General features: G+C 70.6%; 21 protein-coding genes. 12 read left to right on the forward strand and 9 right to left on the reverse strand.

All coding sequences use genetic code 11. The features are described from left to right. Positions 1-40: 40 nt before the first annotated feature. On the reverse strand, positions 41-730 hold the full coding sequence (aqpZ, locus tag ACE3QW_RS09200) for an aquaporin Z (protein WP_029556870.1): 690 nt from the start codon (positions 728-730) through the stop codon (positions 41-43). Between the two features lie 418 nt (positions 731-1,148). Between aqpZ and ACE3QW_RS09205 the strand changes: the two genes are divergently transcribed. Continuing rightward, positions 1,149-1,430 carry a hypothetical protein gene (locus ACE3QW_RS09205; protein WP_374251301.1) on the forward strand — a complete coding sequence of 94 codons (282 nt, stop codon included), beginning with the start codon at positions 1,149-1,151 and terminating at the stop codon, positions 1,428-1,430. Between the two features lie 122 nt (positions 1,431-1,552). After that, positions 1,553-4,117, forward strand: a complete 2,565-nt coding sequence (locus tag ACE3QW_RS09210; protein WP_374251302.1) for a carbohydrate-binding family V/XII — start codon at positions 1,553-1,555, stop codon at positions 4,115-4,117. Positions 4,118-4,189: 72 nt separating this feature from the next. Here ACE3QW_RS09210 and mdoH read toward each other — a convergent pair whose 3' ends face one another. Further along, positions 4,190-6,022 carry a glucans biosynthesis glucosyltransferase MdoH gene (gene mdoH, locus ACE3QW_RS09215; protein WP_374251304.1) on the reverse strand — a complete coding sequence of 611 codons (1,833 nt, stop codon included), beginning with the start codon at positions 6,020-6,022 and terminating at the stop codon, positions 4,190-4,192. A 65-nt stretch (positions 6,023-6,087) separates the two neighbouring features. On the opposite strand from mdoH, the gene ACE3QW_RS09220 reads away from it, so the two are divergent. From ACE3QW_RS09220 to ACE3QW_RS09235, 4 genes are read left to right on the forward strand one after another with little or no spacing between them, the layout of a single operon-like run. Further along, positions 6,088-7,098, forward strand: coding sequence for a zinc-binding alcohol dehydrogenase (locus ACE3QW_RS09220; RefSeq protein ID WP_374251305.1), 1,011 nt, complete (start codon positions 6,088-6,090; stop codon positions 7,096-7,098). Positions 7,099-7,128: 30 nt separating this feature from the next. After that, complete coding sequence (locus ACE3QW_RS09225; RefSeq protein ID WP_024277257.1) at positions 7,129-7,539, forward strand: 6-carboxytetrahydropterin synthase; 411 nt, start codon at positions 7,129-7,131, stop codon at positions 7,537-7,539. Continuing rightward, positions 7,536-8,594, forward strand: a complete 1,059-nt coding sequence (locus tag ACE3QW_RS09230) for a glycosyltransferase family 4 protein (RefSeq protein WP_374251306.1) — start codon at positions 7,536-7,538, stop codon at positions 8,592-8,594. The genes ACE3QW_RS09225 and ACE3QW_RS09230 overlap by 4 nt, the downstream gene beginning before the upstream one ends. Beyond that, positions 8,591-9,457: an SAM-dependent methyltransferase gene (locus ACE3QW_RS09235; protein WP_374251307.1), complete on the forward strand. Its 867-nt coding sequence runs from the start codon at positions 8,591-8,593 to the stop codon at positions 9,455-9,457. Before ACE3QW_RS09230 ends, ACE3QW_RS09235 begins: the two co-directional genes overlap by 4 nt. A 3-nt stretch (positions 9,458-9,460) precedes the next feature. On the opposite strand, the gene ACE3QW_RS09240 is transcribed toward ACE3QW_RS09235, so the two are convergent. From ACE3QW_RS09240 to dapF, 5 genes are all read right to left on the reverse strand, one after another. Next, positions 9,461-10,384 (reverse strand): SH3 domain-containing protein, encoded by a 924-nt coding sequence (locus ACE3QW_RS09240; protein ID WP_374251308.1) that lies wholly within the window; start codon positions 10,382-10,384, stop codon positions 9,461-9,463. Next, positions 10,381-10,740, reverse strand: a complete 360-nt coding sequence (locus tag ACE3QW_RS09245) for a hypothetical protein (protein ID WP_374251309.1) — start codon at positions 10,738-10,740, stop codon at positions 10,381-10,383. The genes ACE3QW_RS09240 and ACE3QW_RS09245 overlap by 4 nt, the downstream gene beginning before the upstream one ends. A 131-nt stretch (positions 10,741-10,871) precedes the next feature. Further along, positions 10,872-12,221, reverse strand: a complete 1,350-nt coding sequence (gene ftsY / locus ACE3QW_RS09250; RefSeq protein ID WP_374251310.1) for a signal recognition particle-docking protein FtsY — start codon at positions 12,219-12,221, stop codon at positions 10,872-10,874. Positions 12,222-12,243: 22 nt separating this feature from the next. Further along, positions 12,244-13,530 carry a tRNA (N(6)-L-threonylcarbamoyladenosine(37)-C(2))-methylthiotransferase MtaB gene (mtaB, locus tag ACE3QW_RS09255; RefSeq protein WP_374251311.1) on the reverse strand — a complete coding sequence of 429 codons (1,287 nt, stop codon included), beginning with the start codon at positions 13,528-13,530 and terminating at the stop codon, positions 12,244-12,246. Next, the gene (gene dapF, locus ACE3QW_RS09260) at positions 13,530-14,387 is read right to left on the reverse strand and encodes a diaminopimelate epimerase (RefSeq protein ID WP_374251312.1); all 858 of its coding nucleotides are present in this window, start codon (positions 14,385-14,387) and stop codon (positions 13,530-13,532) included. Before dapF ends, mtaB begins: the two co-directional genes overlap by 1 nt. A 164-nt stretch (positions 14,388-14,551) precedes the next feature. On the opposite strand from dapF, the gene ACE3QW_RS09265 reads away from it, so the two are divergent. From ACE3QW_RS09265 to ACE3QW_RS09280, 4 genes are all read left to right on the forward strand, one after another. Beyond that, positions 14,552-15,226, forward strand: coding sequence for a GyrI-like domain-containing protein (locus ACE3QW_RS09265; protein WP_374251313.1), 675 nt, complete (start codon positions 14,552-14,554; stop codon positions 15,224-15,226). A 91-nt stretch (positions 15,227-15,317) separates the two neighbouring features. Beyond that, positions 15,318-17,186: a DUF3300 domain-containing protein gene (locus ACE3QW_RS09270; protein WP_374251314.1), complete on the forward strand. Its 1,869-nt coding sequence runs from the start codon at positions 15,318-15,320 to the stop codon at positions 17,184-17,186. Positions 17,187-17,361: 175 nt separating this feature from the next. Further along, positions 17,362-17,892, forward strand: coding sequence for an RNA 2',3'-cyclic phosphodiesterase (gene thpR / locus ACE3QW_RS09275; RefSeq protein ID WP_024277245.1), 531 nt, complete (start codon positions 17,362-17,364; stop codon positions 17,890-17,892). Positions 17,893-17,954: 62 nt separating this feature from the next. Next, entirely contained in the window at positions 17,955-18,368 is a 414-nt protein-coding gene (locus ACE3QW_RS09280; protein WP_250165097.1) for a YkvA family protein, read from the forward strand. A 3-nt stretch (positions 18,369-18,371) separates the two neighbouring features. Here the strand turns inward: ACE3QW_RS09280 and ACE3QW_RS09285 are convergent, their stop codons facing one another. Further along, positions 18,372-19,352, reverse strand: a complete 981-nt coding sequence (locus tag ACE3QW_RS09285; protein ID WP_374251315.1) for an NADPH:quinone oxidoreductase family protein — start codon at positions 19,350-19,352, stop codon at positions 18,372-18,374. Positions 19,353-19,690: 338 nt separating this feature from the next. Between ACE3QW_RS09285 and ACE3QW_RS09290 the strand changes: the two genes are divergently transcribed. After that, positions 19,691-20,212 carry an invasion associated locus B family protein gene (locus ACE3QW_RS09290; RefSeq protein ID WP_024277242.1) on the forward strand — a complete coding sequence of 174 codons (522 nt, stop codon included), beginning with the start codon at positions 19,691-19,693 and terminating at the stop codon, positions 20,210-20,212. Positions 20,213-20,328: 116 nt separating this feature from the next. On the opposite strand, the gene ACE3QW_RS09295 is transcribed toward ACE3QW_RS09290, so the two are convergent. After that, complete coding sequence (locus ACE3QW_RS09295) at positions 20,329-20,745, reverse strand: YidB family protein (protein ID WP_024277241.1); 417 nt, start codon at positions 20,743-20,745, stop codon at positions 20,329-20,331. Positions 20,746-20,926: 181 nt separating this feature from the next. Between ACE3QW_RS09295 and ccmI the strand changes: the two genes are divergently transcribed. Next, positions 20,927-21,203: c-type cytochrome biogenesis protein CcmI (gene ccmI, locus ACE3QW_RS09300; protein WP_374251316.1), on the forward strand; the 277-nt coding region annotated here is incomplete at its 3' end.

Genomic DNA, 21,203 nt, shown 5'->3' on the forward strand with positions numbered 1-21,203 from the left:
GCCGGCGCGCCCCCTTTTTATGCGTCCTGCCGACGGAGCCTCAGTCCTCGAGCACCTTCAGCTTGAACAGAAGGCCGGCGAGATAGGCGCCCACCAGCGGCACCACGATGAACAGCCAGAGCTGGGAGATGGCCTTGCCGCCGGCGAACAGGGCCGGGCCGATGGAGCGGGCCGGGTTCACCGACACACCGGTGACGGGGATGAAGACGATGTGGATCATCACCAGCGACAGGCCGATGGCGAGACCCGCCGCCTGGGTGATGCCGGCCTTGGAGGTGGAGCCGAGGATCACCACCAGGAACACGAAGGTGCCCACCAGCTCGGCGAGGATCGCGGCGCCGAGGCCGTAGCCGCCGATATAGCCCTCGCCCCAGCCGTTCTGGCCGAGACCGGCGGTCTTCACATCGAAGCCGGCCAACTTGCCGGAGGCGATCATGAACAGGATGGCGGCGCCAGCGATGCCGCCCAGGATCTGGGCGATCCAGTATTTCGGCACTTCGGAGGTGGGGATGCGGCCGGCCGCCCAGACGCCGATGGTGACGGCGGGATTGATGTGGCAGCCGGATACATGGCCGATGCCGTAGGCCATGGAGGTCACGGCCAGGCCGAAGGCGAAGGCGATGGCGAGCATCCCGATGGGCGCGGAGCCGTAGCCGGTGAGCACGGCGGAGCCGCAGCCGAAAAGGACGAGTACCGCGGTTCCGATGAACTCGGCGACGTATTTGTTCATTGCCCAGTCTCCCCCGCGCGCCTCCGCCCGTCGCGACCGGGCAGTTGGCACGCATCCAGCACAGGTTCAGGGGCCGAATTCACCGCCGAGGCCGATCGAAACCGGGCGGATCCGGCTCCCCCGCGGCGCGTTGAAGGCGCGCCGCAGCCCAAGCGAACTCCGGCTAACGGCAGAGATCAAGACTGGAATTTCAAATCGGAGCCGCCCCCGCCCACCTTTTTGACGTGCGGCGACGCAGCATCGCGTGACGCGCTCGCGAAAAGATGAACAGAAGGTAAAGGCCCGTGTCGGCACGGGTTCAGCCCCGGCGTCGTACAAGCATGATGAAAACATCCTCCATTGAGGGGACGACCTGCCTCGGTCCGGCGTTCTAAGCCGGCCACGCGACGTCGAACAACGAGCTGCCCCGGACCCTGCCATGAAGACCTCATCCCTGATCGCGGCTGCCGCCACCACCTTCATCGCCATCGCCGCCTGGGGTGGCGGCGACCTCGTGCGTGCCTTCCCCGGCGATGCCGCTCCCGCCATGGCGAAGGCGGACCAGCCCGTGGCACGCAACGTCGCCTACCAGTGGCGCGACTATTGGGATCGCGGCGGGGCAGACGCTGCGACGCGGGCCTGCCCGGCGCGCAAGGCCATCAGCCTGTCGTGGCAGGGGCCGCGCCTCTCCTGGCAGCGCAGCTGCGCCCGGGCTGGCTGAGCTTCATGCCTCGCGCGCCACGGCCCGGCGGCGCAACCCGAAGGTGCCGCCCGGCCACGCTGACGTTCGACTGCGAACATGGTAGGTGTGCGCGCCCCGGTGTTTCGGGAGGGAGGGAGTTCATGAAGCGACTTTGGAGCGGCGCCTCAGCCGCCGCGCTGGTTGCAGCGGCGATGCTGTGGACCGCGACGGCCGACGCCCAGCAACCCCAGTCGACACCTCAGGCGCAGGCCCAGCCCGGAGCCACGCCCTCCGCGCCGCCGACCTGGCCGCGCGTCTATGACCTGCCCGACAATCAGGTCCTCCAGCTCTATCAGCCGCAGATCGACGTGTGGACCGGCGACACCATGTCCGGCCGCGCCGCCGTCGCCATCGGTGTCAAGACGGGGACGCCGACCTACGGCATGGTGAAGTTCACCACCCGCGTCGCCATCGACAAGCCGGCCGGCCTCGTCCATTTCGCCACCTTCACCATCGATGGCGTGCAGGTGCCCACCGAGCCGGCCAAGGCGGGCGAAATCCGCTCCGCCCTCCAGACCCGCCTGCCGCCCGACGGCATGACCGTGCCGCTCGACCAGCTCCAGGCGAGCTATGCGGTGAACCAGGAACTGGCCAAGGTCCAGACCCAGCCGGTGGACAACACCCCGCCGCAGATCCTGTTCGCCACCACGACCACGATCCTCGTTCCGGTCGCCGGCGAGCCGGTGCTGCGCCCGATCAAGGGCGTCAGCGGCTTCCAGCGGGTCGTCAATACCCGCCCGCTACTGCTGAAGGACGATGCCGGCACCTATCATCTGGAAGCCGCTGGCCACTGGTATGAGACGCCGAACCTCGGCGGCACCTGGATCGTCACCCCCCAGGTCTCCGATGCCCTCGCCTCCGCCGGCAAGGCCGCCATCGCCGAGACCCCGGCCGATCCGCTGCTCAACAACGACAAGAAGCCCATCAATCCGGCCCCGGCCATCATCGCCGTCACCAAGCCGTCCGAGCTGATCCAGACCGACGGCCAGCCGCAGATGCTCCCGGTCGCCGGCACCAACCTGCTCACCATGAACAATGCCGACCATGCGGTGTTCATGGAGACCACCTCCAATTCCTATTACGTCCTGATCTCCGGCCGCTGGTTCAAGGCGCCCGACCTCAAGGGGCCGTGGGCCTTCGTCGCCAGCAACGCGCTGCCCAAGGACTTCTCGAAGATCTCGCCGAACGATCCGAAGGCCAACGTGCTGGTCTCGGTCGCGGGCACGCCGCAGGCGAAGGAAGCGGCCATCGCCGCCACCATCCCGCAGACGGCCACCGTGAAGCGCAGCGTGGAGCTGAAGGTCGCCTATGAGGGCGCGCCCAAGTTCGAGCCCATCAGCGGCACCGCGCTCGCCTACGCGGTGAACACCGCAACGCCGGTGATCCGCCTCGCCCCCGACCGCTTCTATGCGGTCAACAACGGCGCGTGGTTCGCGGCCGTCGATCCCGCCGGCCCCTGGCGGGTCGCCGACGTGGTGCCGGACGTGATCTACACCATCCCGGTGTCCTCGCCGATGCACTACGTCACCTACGTCCGCATCTACGGCTCGACGCCGGACGCGGTGGTGGTGGGCTATACCCCCGGCTACATGGGCGTCGTGGTCGCGCCCGGCGGCACGGTGGTCTACGGCACCGGCTACAATTGCGTCGGCTATGTGGGCTTTGCCGACTGGTATTCCTGCCCGGTCACCTACGGCGTCGGCGCCGGCTTCGCGCTGGGCCTCGACACCGGCTTCGCCTTCGGCTTCGCCGCCGGCTGGGGCTGGGGCGCGGCGGTCTATCCCTATTGGGGTCCCTACTGGCATCCCTATGGTCCCTATGGGCCTTATGGACCCTACGGCCCGTGGGGCGGCCACTGGGGCTACACCAACCTGAACCAGACCAACCTCTATGGCCGCTGGGGCGGCGCCGCGACCGTCAACCACGCCTGGGGCACCACCTGGAACGGCACCGACTGGTCAGGCCGCGACTGGCACGGCACCACGGCCAACGGCACCAACTTCGCCGGCCGCTCGGCCGCCGCGTTCAATCCCTATTCCGGCAATTATGCCGCCGGACGGGAGAACAGCCGCTACAACCCCACCACCGGCGCCCGCGGCGAAAGCCGCGCCGGGGTGGAAGGCAACGCCTATACCGGCAATGCCGCCGCCGGGCGTGAATCCGCCGGCGCCAACCCCACCACCGGCACCTACCACGCCTCCCAGACCGGCGTGACCGACAACCACGGCAACGTGAACGTCAACAGCCGCGGCGTCGCCGGCAATGCCAAGACCGGCAACGCGGTGGCCTGGGACAACGGCCATGTGGCGGTGGACCACGACGGCAACGTCTACCAGCACAACGACAACGGCAGCTGGAGCCAGCACACCACCTCCGGCTGGCAGAACACCACCCGCGACACCTCCAGCCTCGATCACGAGGAGCAGGCCCGCTCCTATAGCAATCAGCGGGTGTCGAGCTACGGCGGCGACGGCTTCGGCGGCGACGCCTATGGCCGTGGCGACAGCTTCGGCTCCGGCGGCTTCGACCGCGACTTCGGCGGCTTCGGCGGCGGCGATCGCTTCGGCGGCGGCGGCAGCTGGGGTGGTGGAGACCACTTTGGCGGAGGCTTCGGCGGTGGCCGTGGCTTCGGCGGCGGGTTTGGCGGCGGCTTCGGCCGGCGCTGATCCCATCCCTTCGCACAGAATCAGGAAAGGCCGGGCTCGCGCCCGGCCTTTTCGTTTCTGCGCCGTCTCAGATCAGGCCGCCCGGCGGGCCTCGAAGCTCTCGCCCGCGAGCAGGCGCTGCACCCGGCTGGGGCGGAACTCCTCCGGCACGGCGCACAGGCCAAGGCGCACGCACAGCCGGCCGAGGCGCGGATCGGCGGTGGCCATGGTGAAGGGAATGGCGAGCACGTAGCCCGCCAGCACTGGCGCCGCCCACAGCGCCAGCACCGGCTGCACCGCCAGCAGCGCGGCAAGAACGGCGAGACCGAACACCGTCTGCGGCCAGAACGCCCGGGCCGCATGGGCGAAGTCCACCCCGTGGCCATCACGCGCCTGCGCGCGCCACGAGGCCCGCACCCGGCCGAGCAGCAGGCGGACCATCTCCAGCGTCACCGCCATGGCGGTGATGGCGCTGAGCAGGAAGGAGAACACCAGCTCCACCGCCACGGACGCCGCAAATCGCAGTGCGCCGCCATAACGGGCGACGCCGCCCGAGGTCAGCAGCACATCCGCGACACCGGCGAGCTTGGGCAGGAGCGCCATCGCCATCATGCCCGCGTAGAGCGCCAGGGCGAGCGCGGCGGGATAGGCCGGCCCCGCCTCCGCCGCCGCCAGCGGCAGCAGCGCCAGCAGCACCGGATGGGCCGGCACCGTCACGAACATCAGGATGGCCCAGACGAGCTGGAACCGGCTCATGGGCTGGAGGCTAGCGGCGAGGCCGGGCACGGATAGCAGGCGCAGATACTGGAGATTGCCGAGGCACCAGCGCAGATCGCGGCCGACGAAATCGGTGGCCGCGGGCGGGTTCTCCTCATAGCTCTCGCTCTCCACCGGCAGCACGCGCACCTCGTAGCCGGCGCGACGCATGAGCACCGCTTCCACCTGATCGTGAGAGAGCACGGGTCCGCCGAACGGCGCGCCGCCGGGAAGCTCGGGCAGATGGCAGGCGTCGCGGAAGGGGGCCACGCGGATCACCGCATTGTGCCCCCAGAACGGCCCGCAATCCCCCGCCCACCAGCTCGCGCCGAGGGTGTAGCTGCGCATGCCGTGGCGCATGCCGAACTGGAAGATGCGCCCGAACGCGCTCTGGGAGGGGAGCCCCACCACGAGGCTCTGCAGGATGCCGAGGCGCGGATAGGCCGCCATCAGGCGCACCATGGAGAGAATAGTGTCCGCCCCCATCAGGCTGTCGGCATCGAGCGGCAGCATGAAGTCGTAGCGCTCGCCCGCGTCCGTGCAAAAGGCGCGGATGTTGCCGGCCTTGAAGCCGGCATTGTCTGCCCTGCGGCGGTAGAAGATGCGGGAGGGCCCCTCCTGCGCCCGCCACGCTGCCACCAGCGCCTCCTCGGCGGCGGCGATCTCCGGCCGCGAGGTGTCGCTGAGCACATGGAAATCGAAGGCGCCGCCGTGGCCGGTGAGATCGAGGTCGGCCTTCACCGCCTTCAGCCGCGCCAGCGCCCGCGACGGGTCCTCGTTACGCACGGTGAGCAGGATGGCGGTGCGCGCCGTGATCGGCCCCTCGGGCAGAGGCGGGGCCAGAAACGGCGCGGCCGCCTCCACGCCCCGGCGCCGCCCGTGCAGCAGATAGAGCCCCACCGCCGCATTCCAGAAGCCGATGGAATTCCACGGCGTGATGGCGAGCGCGCAGACCAGCAGCAGCCCATCCACCAGCGAGAAGCCGTCATGGGCGCCCAGCGCCACCATGCCCGCGAGGACGAGGGCCACCGTCGCGAGATTTGCGACCAGCATGAACAGACGGCGCCGCCGGAGCGTTGAGAGCGGCTGGATCAGGGCCGGCGTCAGCGTGGCCGACGCAGGGGCGGGTTTCTCCGGAAGCGTGGACAGTGGACCGGACCTTGAAGACATGCATAGCTCCCTGGGTGCCGGCGGCCCGCGGCGACGAAACCCCAAGCGTATACGAGAGCCAAAGCATGGCCGTTCATCCTGCGTCAACTTGCCACGCTTCGGTTTTCGCCCGCGCCCTCTGGTACGTCGCGCCCGGCATCAGCGAGCTGAGGCCCGGTGTGCTGCCGGCGGTGGACGAGGCGACCGCGCAGGTCCGCACCGAATACAGCGCGATCAGCCGCGGCACCGAGCGGCTGGTGGCCGCCGGGCTCGCCGATCCCGTCCATCGCAAGCGCATGCGCGCGCCGTTGCAGGAGGGCGAGTTCCCGTTTCCGGTGAAGTACGGCTATTGCGCCGTCGGCGCGGTGGAAGTGGGGCCGCCCGAACTTCTCGGCCGCCGCGTCTTCTCCCTCGCGCCCCATCAGGAGCGGTTTGTCGCGCTCACAGAGATGCTGGCCCCGGTGCCCGATGCCGTGCCGGCGCGGCGCGCCACCCTCGCCGCCAACATGGAGACGGCCCTCAACGCGGTGTGGGACGGCGGCGCCGGTCCCGGAGACCGCATCGTGGTGGTGGGCGCGGGGCTCGTCGGCCTGCTGGTCACCTATCTCTGCGGCCGCCTGCCCGGCGCGGAGGTGACGGTGGTGGACACCGATCCCGCCCGCGCGGCGGTGGCCGCGACGTTCGGCGCCGGTTTCCTGCCCGCCGAGCCCGGCCCGACCGATCTCGATGCCGATCTCGTCTTCCACACCTCCGGCTCCTCGGCGGGCCTCAACGCCTGCCTCGCCTGCTGCGGCGACGAGGGCCGCGTGATCGAGATGAGCTGGTATGGCGACCGTCCGGTGGACGTGGCGCTGGGCGGCGGCTTCCATCACAAGCGGCTCGCCATTCTCTCCTCGCAGGTGGGGGCCGTGAGCCCCGCCCGCCGCCCGCGCTGGAGCCGTCGCCGCCGCCTGCTCAAGGCGCTGGACCTCCTCGCCGACGACCGGCTCGATGCGCTCATCACCGAGGAGGTCGCCTTCAATGATCTGCCGGCCCGGCTGCCGCGTATTCTCGCAGCCGGTGCGGAAGGGATCGCCACCGTCGTGAAATACGGCTGAAGCCGGACCACCGGACAGAAAGGACATTCCATGTACGCGGTAGAGGTGCGGGACCACATCATGATCGCCCATTCCTTCCGGGGCGACCTGTTCGGCCCGGCGCAGGCGCTGCACGGGGCGACCTTCGTGGTGGATGTGGCCTTCTATCGCGAGGACCTCACCGAAGAGGGCGTGGTGGTGGACATCGCCCGCGCCCATGAGGCGCTGAAAGGCGTGCTCGGCCCGCTCAACTACAAGAACCTCGACGAGGTGCCCGCCTTCGCCGGCCGCAACACCACCACCGAGGTGCTGGCCCGCCACGTGTTCGACCACATGGCGGCCGCTGCCCGCTCCGGCGATCTCGGCACCGGAGGCGACGGCATCGTGCGCATCCGGGTGTCGCTGCACGAATCCCACGTCGCCCGCGCCTGGTACGAGGCCGATATCGGCCCCGCCGCGTGAGCACCCCCGTGCGGCCGGCGGTGGCGCTGGTCCATCCCGGCGCCATCGACACCCCCAGCGGCGGCTATGCCTATGACCGGCGCATCCTCGCAGGTCTCAAGGCGCAGGGTTTCGATGCGACGCCACTCTCCCTCGAAGGCGGCTTCCCCTGTCCCACGGCGGACGAGATCGAGGCGGCTCTCGCCGCTCTTGCTGCGACGCCTTCCGGCACCGTGCTGCTGGCCGATGGTCTCGCCCTCGGCGCCCTGCCGGGCGAGGCCCTGCGGCGGCTGGGCCGACCCGTGGTAGCGCTGGTGCATCATCCCCTCGCGCTGGAGACCGGCCTTCCGGAGGAGGTCGCGGCCCGTCTGCTGGAAAGCGAGGCCGGAGCGCTCGCCGCCGCCGCCGCCGTCATCGCCGTCAGCCCGGAGACACGGCGGATGCTGGTGGAGCGCTATGGCGTGCCGCCGGAGAAAATCACCCTCGCCTTGCCCGGCACCGCCCCGGCGGCCCGCGTGCCGGCGGACGGCCAGCCGCCCCGACTCATCGCAGTGGGGTCGCTGACGCCCCGCAAGGGCTATGGCGTGCTGCTCGACGCCCTCGACGGCCTCACGGATCTCGACTGGACGCTGACCATCGTCGGCAGCCCGGATTTCGAGCCGGAGACGGCGCGGGAGATCGCCGCCCGCGCGGCCGGGTTCGGCCCCCGCATCCGCCTCGCCGGCGCGCTCCAAGTGGCGGGGCTGGACGAGGCCTATGCCGCCGCCGACATCTTCGTCCATCCCTCCTTTTATGAGGGCTACGGCATGGTGCTGGCAGAGGCGCTGCGGCGCGGCTTGCCGGTCATCTGCACCACCGGCGGCGCGGCCGGGGAGACGGTCCCGGACGGGGCCGGCCTGAAGGTGCCGCCCGGCGATCCCGAAGCCCTCACCGCGGCGTTGCGCGCGCTGCTCGTCGATCCCGCGCGGCGGCGGACGATGGCCGATGCCGCCTTCGCCGCCGGCACCGCCCTGCCCGACTGGTCCGACACCGTGGCCGTCATCGGTCGGGTTCTGATGGAGGTCGCCGACCGATGAGCGAATTGGCCCCCGCCCCTGCCGCGACCTTCTCCGCCGACTGGCTCGCCCTGCGGGAGGCCGCCGACCATCGCGCCCGATCGGCGGCGCTCGAGGCGAAGCTCGCCGCCCGGCTGTCGTCCCTCGCGGAGCAGCGCATCGTCGATCTCGGCGCCGGTTCCGGCTCCAATCTGCGGGCGCTCGCGCCGAAGCTCGGACCGCGCCAGCACTGGATATTGGTGGACCACGACGACACCCTCGCCGAGGCCGCCCGGACCGCCTTTCGCGCCTTCGCTGACGGCTGGCGGGAGGACGGGGCAACGCTGGTGCTCGATCTCGCGGGCAAGGAGGTGACGGTGGAATTCGCTTTGCGCGACATCGCCGCCGACCCCGCCGCGCCGCTGGCCTTCCAGCCCCATCTCGTCACCGCCTCGGCCTTCTACGACCTCGTGTCTGCGGACTGGTGCCGACGCTTGGCGGCAGCGTTCGCCAGCAGCGGCGTGGTGCTCCATGCGGCGCTGACGTGCGACGGCCGGGATGCGTGGTCGCCGCCGCATGCAGCGGATGCCGAAATCGCGGATGCCTTCCGCGCCGATCAGGGCACCGACAAGGGCTTTGGCCCCGCCGCTGGCGCGGAGGCCGCCACCATACTGGGCGAGGCCCTTGGGGCGGCGGGCTATGTCATCGAGACGGCCGACAGCCCGTGGCGGCTCGGTGCCGGCGACAGTCAGCTGATCGCCGAGCTGGCGAAAGGCACCGCGCAGGCGGCGGTGGAGAGCGGGCACGTATCGGCAGAAGTCGCAGCCGATTGGCATCAGGCGCGGGCGCTGGCGCAGGGCTGCGTCATCGGCCATGTGGACCTGCTGGCGGTGCCCCGCGACTAGTCCTCAGCTGCAGTTCGTGACCTGGTTGGAGCAGATGCCGCGCCACCAACCGCGCTTGCCATCCCGGCTCTTGGTCAGCGCCCAGTTGGCGGAGCAGGCGTAGAGGCGCTCCAGCGTGCCGTCGATGGGCAGATTGCCGGAGGGGTCGGCCGCGTCATCGCCGGGCGGGATGTCTTTGGAATCGACGTTCGGCGCCTGATGCAGGCGCATGACAGGCATCTGCGTGTTGGCATAGGCGCCGCCCGCCTTGTCCGCCGGAATCCAGCCGGCGCCCTTGTAGGTCTTCGGGTACGAGCGCGGCGGCGGATCATCGTAAGGCGCGCCGGGCGGGGTGGCGTTGCGAATGCGGAACCAGCCGTCCTTGTAGCCGGTGATCTCGAACTCCGCGTGCCAGCTGTCGTCCTCGCCCTGTCCGGACTCGGGCGTGTGGCGCGGCGGGGCAAGGGTGCCGACCACCTTCGCCGTGGCCGAAGGCGCGGCGCGCACGGCAAGGCCCTTGCGGCTGATGTCGATGGACCATGCCTTGATCCGGCAGGGCTCGACACCCGGCTCCGCCTTCTGCTTCGCCAGAACGGCGAGGATATCCGCCTGCTCCTCCGCGAAGGGATCGTCCCCGGCCGGGTCCTGAGGGGTGCGCGGGCGTACGGTGGCGGAGACGACCTTCCGGGCATCGCCCTCAGGCGTCAGCGTCACCTCCAGCACCTGCCCGGGCGCGAAGGCGCTGCCCGGTGTCCTGGGATCATCCGCCCCGGCGGGAAAGACGGCGATCAGCGCCGTCTGGCCCAGCTCCCCCGTGCGCAGAACGCGGCCGGCCACCAGCGTCTTCGGCAGTTGCGCGGTGGCGGCGGCGACCCACGCCGGGTCTTCCGCGCGGGCCTCGCCCGCCAGCACAGGCACGGCAAGCGCGAGGAGGACGAGGCGCCTCATTGGGGCGCGATGATCTTCAGCGGGGTCGTGTAGGGCTCGACCCGCAGGCTGTCATTGCCGAGGATGCTCACGCGCGCCACCGGCGCCTGCTCCAGCGCCCCGTCGGCGGCCTTGCGCACCGCATAGCGCCAGAGCGTCACCTCGCCTTTCCCCTTCAGCGCCTTGCCGATGGCGGTGACATCGCTGCCGCCGAGGGCCGCCACATCCTGCGGCGAGAGGCCGACGACGATCTCGTCCTTCATCGTGACGATCTTGAACAGCGGCGTCGTTTCCGCAGCGAAGGCCGCTCCGGAGAGGGCCAGAAGCGTCCCTGCGGCCAGCGAGAGGGAGAAGAGGCGTCGGGAAGACAGGGTCATTGCGGCGATCCTCGGGATGGCGCACGGCGGCGCTCAAGGCCGACATTTCCCGAGGAACGGCGGATTCGCAACCGCCGCGTGCCGAAACGGCAGCAGGGCGGCAGAGCGCTACCGCACAGGCGCGAAAGACCTCATTCCAGCCCGGCGATGGCCCGTGCGAAATCCCGCGCCGCAAAGGGCTGGAGGTCGTCCTGCCCCTCGCCCACGCCGATGAGATGGATGGGCAGCTTGTGCTTCGCCGCGATGGCCACAAGGATGCCGCCGCGCGCCGTGCCGTCGAGCTTGGTCATCACGAGGCCGGTGACACCGGCGATGCGCGCAAACGCCTCCACCTGAGACAGCGCGTTCTGGCCCACGGTGGCGTCGAGCACGAGGAGCACCGCGTGCGGGGCGGTGGGCTCCTGCTTCCTGATGACCCGCACCACCTTTTCCAGCTCGGCCATCAGCTCGGCGCGGTTCTGCAGGCGACCGGCGGTGTCGATCATCAATATGTCGGCGTTCTGGGTCCGCGCCTCGGTGATGGCGTCATGGGCGACGCCCGCCGCATCGGCGCCCTGCTCGCGGGCGATGACGGTGGCGCCGGTGCGCTCGCCCCACACCTTCAGTTGCTCGATGGCGGCGGCGCGGAAGGTGTCGCCGGCGGCCAGCACCACCTTGCGGCCCTCGGCGCGCCACTGGGAGGCGAGCTTGCCGATGGTGGTGGTCTTGCCCGATCCGTTGACTCCCACCATCAGCAGGATGAACGGCTTGTGCGCGGTGTCCACCACCAGCGGCGTCGCCACCGGGGCGAGGATGCGCTCCACCTCGGCGGCGATGAGGCTCTTCACCTCCTCGGCCGAGATCATCTTGTCGTGCCGGCCGCGCCCCACGTCCTCGACGATGCGCATGGAGGTCTCGACGCCGAGGTCGGCGCGGATCAGCACCTCCTCCAGCTCCTCCAGCGTCGCCGCATCGAGCTTGCGCTTGGAAACAAGGTCGGTGATGCCCTGCCCAAGGCTGGAGGCGGTGCGGGCAAGGCCCGAGGCGAGGCGGCTCCAGAAGCCCTTGCGCGGCTCCGGGGCCGGAGCGGGAGCGACGGGTTCGGGCGACGGCGGGGGAAGATCGGGCGGAGGAGCTTCGGGCGCGACGGCCGGGGTCGGCTCAGGAGCGGGAATTTCGACCGGCTCAGGCTCAGCCGCTGTGACGGGCTCCGGCGCAGCCTCGGCAAGCGCCTCGGGTTCGGCGGGCTCAAGCGCGGGTGCTTCGACGGGCGACGCGGCGACGGGCTCCGGCACCGGCGGCGCGGCAGGCTCCGCCGCAGCGCTCTCCACCGAGGTCGGCAGCGGTACATCCGGCGCAACAAGCGCGGGCGCGGCTTCCGCCGCATCGGGAACAGGCGCGTCGGGCGGCGGCGCTACCGGCGTTTCGGCCGCGGGCTCGCCCTTCAGCCAGCCCCAGAAGCCGCGCTTCTTCTTGTCGTTTCCGCCGTCCTGCTGGCTCATGCCCGAGATCCCATGAAATGTGTCACGCCGCGATGAGCCGCGCGCCGTCGTGCCCGGCGATCCTGAGATCGGCGAGGCTGCCGCGCACGGCTGCGCCCGAGAGGCGCACCGGGGTGAAATGTTCGGTATGTCCGCGCCCGCCGGCTTCCACCAGCACGGTGCGGCGGCGGCCGACTTCGGCCGACAGGTGCCGGCGCAGCAGCCCTGCCCCGGTCTCGCGCAGCCGCGCCGCGCGCTCGGCCACCAGCGCCGGGGCGAGTTGCGGCATGCGGGCCGCCGCCGTGCCCGGTCGGGCGGAATAGGGGAAGGCGTGGAGGAAGGCGAGGCCCGCCTCCTCCGCGAAGTCGCGCGTGGCGCGGGCCTGCGCCTCGGTCTCGGTGGGAAAGCCGGCGATGATGTCGGCGCCCAGCACCACGTCCGGCCGCGCCTGCCGCAGCGCGGCGATGAAGGCCAGCGCCTCGGCCCGGCTGTGGCGGCGCTTCATGCGCTTCAGGATGAGGTCGTCGCCGGACTGGAGCGAGAGGTGCAGATGCGGCATCAGCCGCTCCTCCTCGGCGAGGGCGCGCATCAGTTCGGCATCCGCCTCCACCGCGTCGATGGAGGAGAGGCGCAGCCGCTTCAGCTCCGGCACGCCGGCCAGCACCGCCCGCACCAGCCGCCCGAGGGTCGGCGCGCCCGGAAGGTCGGCGCCATAGGCGGTGAGATCGACGCCGGTCAGCACCACCTCGCCATGGCCGCTTGCGACGAGCCGCGCCACCTGCGCCACCACCGCACCCATGGGCACGCTGCGCGAGGGGCCGCGCCCGAACGGGATGATGCAGAAGGTGCAGCGGTGGTCGCAGCCGTTCTGCACCTCCACGAAGGCACGCGTATGCCCCTCGAACCGGTCGGCGAGATGGGGCGTCGCTTCGCGCACGGCGGAGATGTCCTGGACCTGCACCTTCTGCTCGGCGCTGATGCCGAAATCGAGGGCGGTACGGGCGCTGGCCCAGCTCGCGGTCGAAACCTTCTCGGCGTTGCCGAGCACCAGATCCACCTCGTCCATGACGGCGAAGGTGGCGGGCTCGGTCTGGGCGGCGCAGCCGGTGACGATGACCCGGAGCGCGGGATCGCGCCGGCGGGCACGGCGGATGGCCTGGCGCGCCTGCCGCACGGCCTCGGCCGTCACGGCGCAGGTGTTCACCACGAAGGCGCGCTCAAGCCCCGCGGCCGCGGCGGCGCGGGCGATACCGTCACCTTCCAGCGCATTCAGGCGACAGCCGAAATTGACCACCTCGACGCCGGCTTGCACGCCCGGTCCCTCCGCCATCAGGCGGCCTCCCCCAGCATGGCAGGGGTGAGGGTGCCGGCGAACTCGTGCTCCACCGGCCCGGTCATCAGCACGTGACCGTCGCTCTCACGCCATTCGATCTCCAGCGGCCCGCCGGGCAGCGTCACCGTGACGGCCCGACCGGTGCGGCCCGTGCGAACGGCGGCGACGCCGGTGGCGCAGGCGGCGGTGCCGCAGGCCCGGGTGCGGCCGGCGCCGCGTTCCCACACATGCAGCAGGATGCGATCCGGCGCGGTGAGGCTGGCGAAGGAGATGTTGGCGCGCTCAGGAAACAGCGGATGGTGCTCCAGCGCGGCGCCGAGACCTTCCACATCCATGGCGTCGGCATCGTCGACGAAGAAGATGGCGTGGGGGTTGCCCATGCTCACCATCACCGCCGGCCCGAGAGTCTCGAAGCCGGGGACGAGGACGGAAGCGGTATCGCCCACCTCATGGGCCAGCGGAATGTCGCGCCAGCCGAGGCGGGGTGCGCCCATGTCCACCTTCACCTGCCCATCCGGGCGCACGGTGCAGTCGAGCAGCCCCGCCTCGCTCTCGAACAGGACGTGGGGCGTGCCGGTGCGCTCGGCCTCCAGCGCGGCGATGCAGCGGGTGCCGTTGCCACAGGCGGCGGAAAGCGAGCCGTCATTGTTGAGGATGCGCACGAAGGCGGCGGTGTCGTCGCGGCGCGGGGGATAGAGCACCATGGCCTGATCGAACGGCAGCACCGACGGCCGCGCCAGCGCCCGCGCGGCGGCGGGCGGCACCTCCACCGGATCGGCGCGCAGGTCGAGGACGAGGATCTCGTTGCCGAGACCATTCATCTTCACGAAGGGGCGGTGGCTGAGCGGGTTCACGGGCGTCCGGGCTGTCCGACAAGGTCTTTGCCCTATATGGCGCCGTTCCGTCCATCACACCACCCCCGCGCCGCCCGCAAGGCGCCGCAATCACGCCGAACTGCGCCATGAGAACATGCTAGACAGAGTGCGTCGCGGCCCTTCGGCCCGCGGGAGGATGGACGATGACGGGCGTTTGGGGGACGAGGCTCGGACGGGCGGCGGTTGTTTTCGGGCTCATGATGGCGCTGGCGGCTCCCGCGGTCGCGCAGGCGCCCAAGGATGCCCCGCAGCAGGATGCTCCGCAGAAGGGGCAGGACACGCTGACCCCGCCGCCGGTGGTGGACCCGAAGAAGGTGGAAACGACGCCCGTCACACCCGGCGCGCCCGCCGCATCCACCTTTGCGCCGGACGAACTGACGCTGTCGCCCGTGCCGGTGCTGACGCTCTCGGGCTCGTCCTCGTGGGAAGACGCCTATGACAAGCTGGTGGAGGCCGTCCGCAAGGCCGACACCGAGCTGAAGCGGCTGGGCCTGACGCGGGCCGGCCAAGTGTTCGTCATGTACACCACCAGCGACGACCGCGGCTTCGACTATGAGGTACAGGTGCCGTTCTCGGGCACCACCACGCAGAAGCCGGCGGAGCCCATGAAGCTCGGCGGCTCCTTCGCGGGTAAGGTTCTGCGGTTCGTCCATACCGGCTCGTTCGGCGACATGGACAACACCTACGAGCAGATCGCCAATTATCTCGACGAAAAGAACGTCGAGCAGAACGACCTCTACATCGAGCGCTACCGCACCGACCTCCTGACTGCTTCGCCCGAGGCGCTGGAGATCGAAATCCTCGTGCCCCTGCCCTGAGCACGCACCCCGAGAAAATAGAGCAACATCAAGGAACGACGGCGCCCGCGGATCTAACCTAGGGTCAAAGCGCCGCCACAAGGAGGGCCGCATGGGTGGCATATCCGTAAGAAACTGCGTCAAGGGGCGGACGGGAAACCTCTCGCGCATCGCACTCGCGGCGGTGTTCGGCTGGTCCACCATCTATCCCGCCCTCGCCCAGACCCCGCCTCCCGGCCCGCAGGGCGCACAGGGCTATCCGCAGGGAGGGCCTCCGGCCGTCCAGCCCGGCGCCGTCCCGCCGCCGCAGGGCCAGCCGCTGCCGCCGCCCCAGCCGGGCGATCAGGTGCAGCCGGCCTATTCGCTCAGCGAGCTCGAATATCTGCTCGGCCCGGTGGCGCTCTATCCGGACCCGCTGCTCGCCATCCTGTTCCCGGCGACCCTGTTCCCGGAACAATTGGTGGAAGCCTACAACTGGATCGTCGCCAATCCCGGCCTCGTGCAGGAGCGCAACTTCACGGCTGTGGATGCCTTCAACTGGGATTCCTCGGTGAAGGCGCTGGTCCGCTTTCCGGACGTGGTCACGCTCCTCCATGAGCACATGGAATGGTCGGAATCCCTCGGCCTCGCCTTCTCGACCCAGCCGCAGGACGTCTCCAACACCATCCAGATGCTGCGCGCCAAGGCGCAGGCCGTCGGCAACCTGCAGACGACGCCGCAGCAGGTGGTGACGACGCAGGAAGTGCCCGCCAGCAGCGGCGGCAGCGGCCCGGCGCGCACCATCTATATCCAGCCGGCGGATCCCGAGCGGATCTACGTGCCGGCCTATGACAGCTCGGAGGTGTTCACCACCTTCGCCACCGGTGCGCTCGCGTTCGGCGCCGGCGTGCTGGTCGGCTCCTACTGGAACAACAACTGGGGCTGGAACAACCGGCCGTGGAATTCGGTGTGGGTCGTGCCGCCGCGCTGGGTGCGCCCGCCCTACTGGGGTCCGGGCTGGGGTGGCCGTCCGCCGGCATGGGGTCCGGGACCGTGGGTTCCCGGCCGTCCCGGCTTCCCGCCGCCGGTCCGTCCCGGCTGGCCGGGTGGCCCCGGAGGTCCCGGTCGTCCGGGCTGGCCCGGTGGTCCTGGTGGCCCCGGCGGTCCCGGTTGGCCGGGTGGACCGGGTGGACCGGGGGGACCCGGTCGTCCTGGCTGGCCTGGCGGACCCGGAGGACCTGGTGGTCCCGGCCGTCCCGGAATGCCCGGATATCCGGGTGGACCAGGCGTCGGTCCCGGCCGTCCCGGAATGCCGCTTGTTCCTGGAGCCCCCGGCCGTCCGGGCTATCCCGGTGGTCCGGGCCGTCCCGGCACGCCCGGCTATCCCGGTGGACCCGGCGTTGGTCCCGGCCGTCCCGGTATGCCCGTCGTTCCCGGCACGCCTGGCCGTCCGGGCTATCCCGGAGCGGGACCGGGTCGTCCCGGCTATCCCGGCACACCCGGCGTCGGCCCCGGCCGTCCCGGTCGCCCCGGCATGCCCGGCAATATCCCCGGCCAGCCCGGCGCGGGTCCGGGCCGTCCCGGATATCCCGGCACTCCCGGCGTCGGACCCGGTCGTCCGGGCCGTCCCGGCCAGCCCGGTGTTCCGGGTGCGGGACCGAACCGTCCCGGTTATCCGAATGCCGGCCCGAACCGGCCCGGCTATCCGAACGCGGGTCCCAACCGGCCCAACCGGCCGTCGGTCCAGCCGAACCGGCCGGCCAACCGTCCCGCCAACGTGCGGCCGCAGAACCGGCCGCAGCAGGTCCGCCCGCAGCAGCGGCCCCAGCAGATGCGGCCCCAGCAAAGGCCGCAGCAGATGCGCCCGCAACAACGGCCCCAGCAGATGCGGCCTCAGCAACGGCCGCAGCAGATGAGGCCCCAGCAGATGCGTCCGCAGCCGCGGGCCATGCCGCAGCAGCGGGCGGCGCCGCAGAACCGCCCGCGGCCCGGCCAGCGCTGAGCCCTAGACATTCCGCCCGGCTTCGGCCGGGCGGTTTGTTTCAGCGCCGCCGAAGACGGGGCAGAGCCCTTTCCTTCGGCGCGCGAATCTCCTTCACTGGACGCGTTGGGCCCGCGGTTGCACCGCGGTTCCTCGTGAGACCGGCCCCGTTCCGCCGGCCATCGCGGAGGGTTCAATGCCGCGACTGTTCACCGCCATCGAGATCCCCCCCGAGGTGGGGCTCGGCCTCTCCATGCTGCGAGGCGGGCTGTCCGGCGCGCGCTGGATCGATTCCGAGAACTATCACGTCACCCTGCGCTTCATCGGCGACGTGGACGACGCCACCGGCCGCGACATCATGCTGATGCTCGGGCAGGTGCGCCGCCCGGCCTTCGATATCGCGCTGGACGGGCTGGACCAGTTTGGCGGCCACAAGCCGCGCGCCGTGTTCGCGGCGGTGAAGGCCAATGCGGCGCTCATGGAATTGCAGGCCGAGCAGGAGCGCATCATGCAGCGGCTCGGCCTCGGTGCCGAGCGCAACTACAAGCCCCACGTCACCCTCGCCCGGCTGCGCGACGCGTCCTCACGGCAGGTGGCGGATTACCTTGCCGCGCGCGGCTCCTTCCGCACCCCGCCGTTCCACGTGCCGCGCTTCGTGCTGTTCTCCTCGCGGGATTCGGTGGGCGGCGGCCCCTACCTCGTCGAAGCGGCCTACCCTCTCCTGTAGGGCGCCCCTCTGTAGGACGACCCGCCTCTTGCAGCGCTGTGCGCGGTCCCCATTTCATTGGCATGACCACGCACACGCTGAACTCCGACGATTTCGACCGCCTCTCGGGCGCCGAGCGGGACAAGGCCGCGCAAGACGAGGCCAGCGTCCGCAAGGGCTTCTGGAAGAAGATGCGCGGCGCCGCCCGCCACGTCCCCTTCGCCGAGGACGCGGTGGCGAGCTATTACGCCGCCTTCGACCGCGAGACGCCGCTGCGCGTGCGGGCGACGCTGCTCGGCGCGCTGGCCTATTTCGTCCTGCCGTTCGACATCGCGCCGGATTTCCTGCCGCTCGTGGGCTTCGGCGACGATGCGGCCGTGCTGATGGGCGCGCTGAAGCTGCTCTCCGGCCACGTGAAGCCCGAGCATTATGAAGCGGCCAAGGCAGCCCTCGATCCCGACCATCAGGTGAGCGGGGAGGAAGGCCGCCCGGCCTGAGCTTCAGTCCGCCACGGTCAGTACGACCTTGCCCTTCACCCGGCGCCCGGAAATCTCGCCGAGGGCCTCGGCGCAGTGTTCCAGCGGGAAGGTCTTGTCCACGTGCGCGGAGATGCGCCCGTCGCGGGCATAGCCCATCAGTTCGGCCACCGCGTCGCGCAGCCAGCCGGGATTGGCCCGGGCATGGGCACCGAAGGCGACGCCGCGCATGTCGCAATTCTTCACCAGCAGCAGGTTGAGCGGGATCTTCGGGATTTCGCCTGCGGCGAAGCCCACCACCAGGAAGCGGCCGAGCGAGCCCAGCGCACGCAGGGCCTGCTCCGCCATGTCGCCGCCCACGGGGTCGTAGATCACGTCCAGCCCCTTCTCGCCGCCGAACGCCTTGAGCGCGGCCTTGAGGTCGCCGGAGGCATAGTCGAAGCCTTCGTCCGCGCCGTGCTCCAGGGCGAAGCGCACCTTCTCCGGCGAGGAGGCGCAGGCGATGATGCGCGCCCCGAGCACCCGGCCGAGTTCCACCGCCGCAAGGCCGACACCGCCCGAGGCGCCGAGCACGGCGAGCCGCTCGCCGGCCTTCAGTTCACCGCGGTCGCGCAGGGCATAGAGCGCCGTACCGTAGGTGACGATGAGGCCGGCAGCCTTCACGAGGTCGACGTCGTCCGGAACCTTGGCCAGGAACTGGGCCGGTGCCGCGACATACGCGCGCGCCGCGCCGTAGGTCTGATAGCCGCACACCCGATCGCCCACGGCAAAGCCGGTCACGCCCGCGCCCAGCGCCGCCACATGGCCGGCATATTCCGCGCCGGGGGAGAAGGGCAGCTCGGGCTTCACCTGGTAGAGATCGCGGATGATGAGCGTGTCGAAGAAGTTGAGGCCGATGGCCGCGACCTTCACCAGAACCTCGCCGGGACCGGGCACCGGCTGCGGCACGTCGCGAATCTCGAGGGTTTCGGGGGCACCATGGCGCGCGCACACCACCGCTTTCATGAACGCTCCTTCTCTCCCGCGTGACGGGACCGGATTACCAAAAATTAACCCAAACGGGCGGAAGCACGGGGTAAACACGCCCTTCCGCGACGGCACCGGCCCCTTACGATCCCTGCGCCTTGCGCTTCACCGAGCGGCCGGACAGTCTCGCAAAGTCCCATGGCGCAACGAATCGGGCGGCTTCGCACGTCCGGCGCATTGAGCGGAGCCGAGCCTTTGGGTTAGGAAAACGCAAGACCACCCCGCCATTTTTTTGACCGCCTGCCTCGCTACCCGACAGCCGGCGGCCAGCCTGAAGTCCGATTGCCTTAAAGGGCCCCAGCGATTTAGGAGAAGCCATGACGCTTCCTCGTGTCCATCCTGCACTCCTGGGCGTGTTCCTCGCCTGCGCCGCAGCCGTCCCGGCCGTCGCGCAGGGTCAGCCTCAGTCGAAAGCGGTGGCGCAGTTCGGCGACTGGAGCGTCTACGTCTCCACCTCCAGTCCGAAGGTCTGCTACGCCATCTCCCAGCCGAAGACCCGCGCGCCCGAGGGCCTGAAGCGTGATCCGGCCTATTTCTTCATCTCCACCCGTCCCGGTGAGAACGTGAAGAACGAAGTGACCGTCACCATGGGCTTCCCCCTGAAGGAGGGCTCGGACGCCACCCTGACGGTCGGCAACGCGACGCTCCAGCTCTACACCAAGGATCAGGGCGCCTGGGTGCGCAACGTGGCGGACGAATCCAAGCTCGTGGAAGCCATGAAGCGCGGCAAGGACCTCACGGTCGCCTCCACCTCCCTGCGCGGCAACGTGACCACCGACAAATATTCGCTGGTCGGCCTCGGCCAGGCCATCGATCGGGTGGCGCAGGAGTGCAAGTGACGTCGTGCAAGTGACTTCGTGCACCTGACTTCGTGCACGTGAGTTTCAGGTGATGCGGAAGGGACGGGCCCAGCCCGTCCCGGAAATCACCGTCCCGATCATCACCGGCCGGGCAATCACCGCCCGGGAAGCTCCAGCACGCCGTTGGGGCTGAAGCGATCGATGATGGCCGGCAGGTGCTTGGCCAGGAGTTCCGGCAGCATCTCCGGCTGGAGGCCCAGCCCGTTCGCGATGGCGGTGAGGGGTTCGGCGCCGAGCGCGTTGACGATCTCGTCCGCGCTCACCGGCACGTTGGGGCCGGTGGACAGCCAGCTCTCCACCTCGTGGGCAAGCCCGGCCTCATGCAGTTGCGCCAGCACGCCCTCGATGCTGCCGTAGGGCGTCTTCGCCAGAGCGCCGTCGAGGATGCCGGGCAGCGCCGAGGCCATGGGGCCGCTGAGCAGCGTGTCGATGAGGGCGCCGGCGCCCTCCGGACCGGCGCGTCCGAGCATGTTGGAGAGCATGCTGCCCGCCATCTGATCGAACAGGCCCATCCCCATCTCCTCCTGCTGCGCTGCACGATGCGGCGCACTTCGGGTTGGTGTACCGGATCGCCCGAGCGGTGTCGATCTGGCGTGGATCGGTCACGAATGCCTGATCGCCTGCGGCTCCGCGCCGCTGGGACGGCGTGTGACCTATGCACGACGATCGTCAGCCGCTAACGGCTCGCAGGTGATGATCCCACTCCCTCTGTTCACGGCCCTCGCCCTCATGACCGCCGTCGCGGCCCTCGCCGTGCTGTGGCCGCTGTCGCGCGCCCGCACCATGAAGGCGACACGGGAGGCGGACCTCGCGGTTTATCGCGACCAGTTGGCCGAACTGGCCCGCGATGCCAAGTCCGGCCGCCTGCCCGCCGCCGAGGCGGAGGCCGCGCGCATCGAGGTGGCCCGGCGGATGCTGGCCGCCGACGCAGCGGCCGATGCCGCCTCCGCCGACCCTGCGGTCGCCGGCC

The sequence above is a fragment of the Xanthobacter sp. genome (genome assembly GCF_041911315.1).
GTDB classification, from domain to species: Bacteria; Pseudomonadota; Alphaproteobacteria; order Rhizobiales; family Xanthobacteraceae; genus Xanthobacter; species Xanthobacter aminoxidans.

Bases quoted from the DNA above. Each gene is read 5' to 3' on its own strand.
- ACE3QW_RS09280 (WP_250165097.1), top strand. From the start codon at position 17,955: ATGACCACGCACACGCTGAACTCCGACGATTTCGACCGCCTCTCGGGC.
- ACE3QW_RS09240 (WP_374251308.1), bottom strand. From the start codon at position 10,384: ATGAGGCGCCTCGTCCTCCTCGCGCTTGCCGTGCCTGTGCTGGCGGGC.
- thpR (WP_024277245.1), top strand. From the start codon at position 17,362: ATGCCGCGACTGTTCACCGCCATCGAGATCCCCCCCGAGGTGGGGCTC.
- ACE3QW_RS09235 (WP_374251307.1), top strand. From the start codon at position 8,591: ATGAGCGAATTGGCCCCCGCCCCTGCCGCGACCTTCTCCGCCGACTGG.
- ACE3QW_RS09270 (WP_374251314.1), top strand. From the start codon at position 15,318: ATGGGTGGCATATCCGTAAGAAACTGCGTCAAGGGGCGGACGGGAAAC.
- ACE3QW_RS09295 (WP_024277241.1), bottom strand. From the start codon at position 20,745: ATGGGCCTGTTCGATCAGATGGCGGGCAGCATGCTCTCCAACATGCTC.
- ACE3QW_RS09220 (WP_374251305.1), top strand. From the start codon at position 6,088: ATGGCCGTTCATCCTGCGTCAACTTGCCACGCTTCGGTTTTCGCCCGC.
- ACE3QW_RS09245 (WP_374251309.1), bottom strand. From the start codon at position 10,740: ATGACCCTGTCTTCCCGACGCCTCTTCTCCCTCTCGCTGGCCGCAGGG.
- ACE3QW_RS09290 (WP_024277242.1), top strand. From the start codon at position 19,691: ATGACGCTTCCTCGTGTCCATCCTGCACTCCTGGGCGTGTTCCTCGCC.
- ftsY (WP_374251310.1), bottom strand. From the start codon at position 12,221: ATGAGCCAGCAGGACGGCGGAAACGACAAGAAGAAGCGCGGCTTCTGG.
- ACE3QW_RS09265 (WP_374251313.1), top strand. From the start codon at position 14,552: ATGACGGGCGTTTGGGGGACGAGGCTCGGACGGGCGGCGGTTGTTTTC.
- ACE3QW_RS09285 (WP_374251315.1), bottom strand. From the start codon at position 19,352: ATGAAAGCGGTGGTGTGCGCGCGCCATGGTGCCCCCGAAACCCTCGAG.
- mtaB (WP_374251311.1), bottom strand. From the start codon at position 13,530: ATGGCGGAGGGACCGGGCGTGCAAGCCGGCGTCGAGGTGGTCAATTTC.
- ACE3QW_RS09205 (WP_374251301.1), top strand. From the start codon at position 1,149: ATGAAGACCTCATCCCTGATCGCGGCTGCCGCCACCACCTTCATCGCC.
- aqpZ (WP_029556870.1), bottom strand. From the start codon at position 730: ATGAACAAATACGTCGCCGAGTTCATCGGAACCGCGGTACTCGTCCTT.
- ACE3QW_RS09210 (WP_374251302.1), top strand. From the start codon at position 1,553: ATGAAGCGACTTTGGAGCGGCGCCTCAGCCGCCGCGCTGGTTGCAGCG.
- mdoH (WP_374251304.1), bottom strand. From the start codon at position 6,022: ATGTCTTCAAGGTCCGGTCCACTGTCCACGCTTCCGGAGAAACCCGCC.
- ACE3QW_RS09225 (WP_024277257.1), top strand. From the start codon at position 7,129: ATGTACGCGGTAGAGGTGCGGGACCACATCATGATCGCCCATTCCTTC.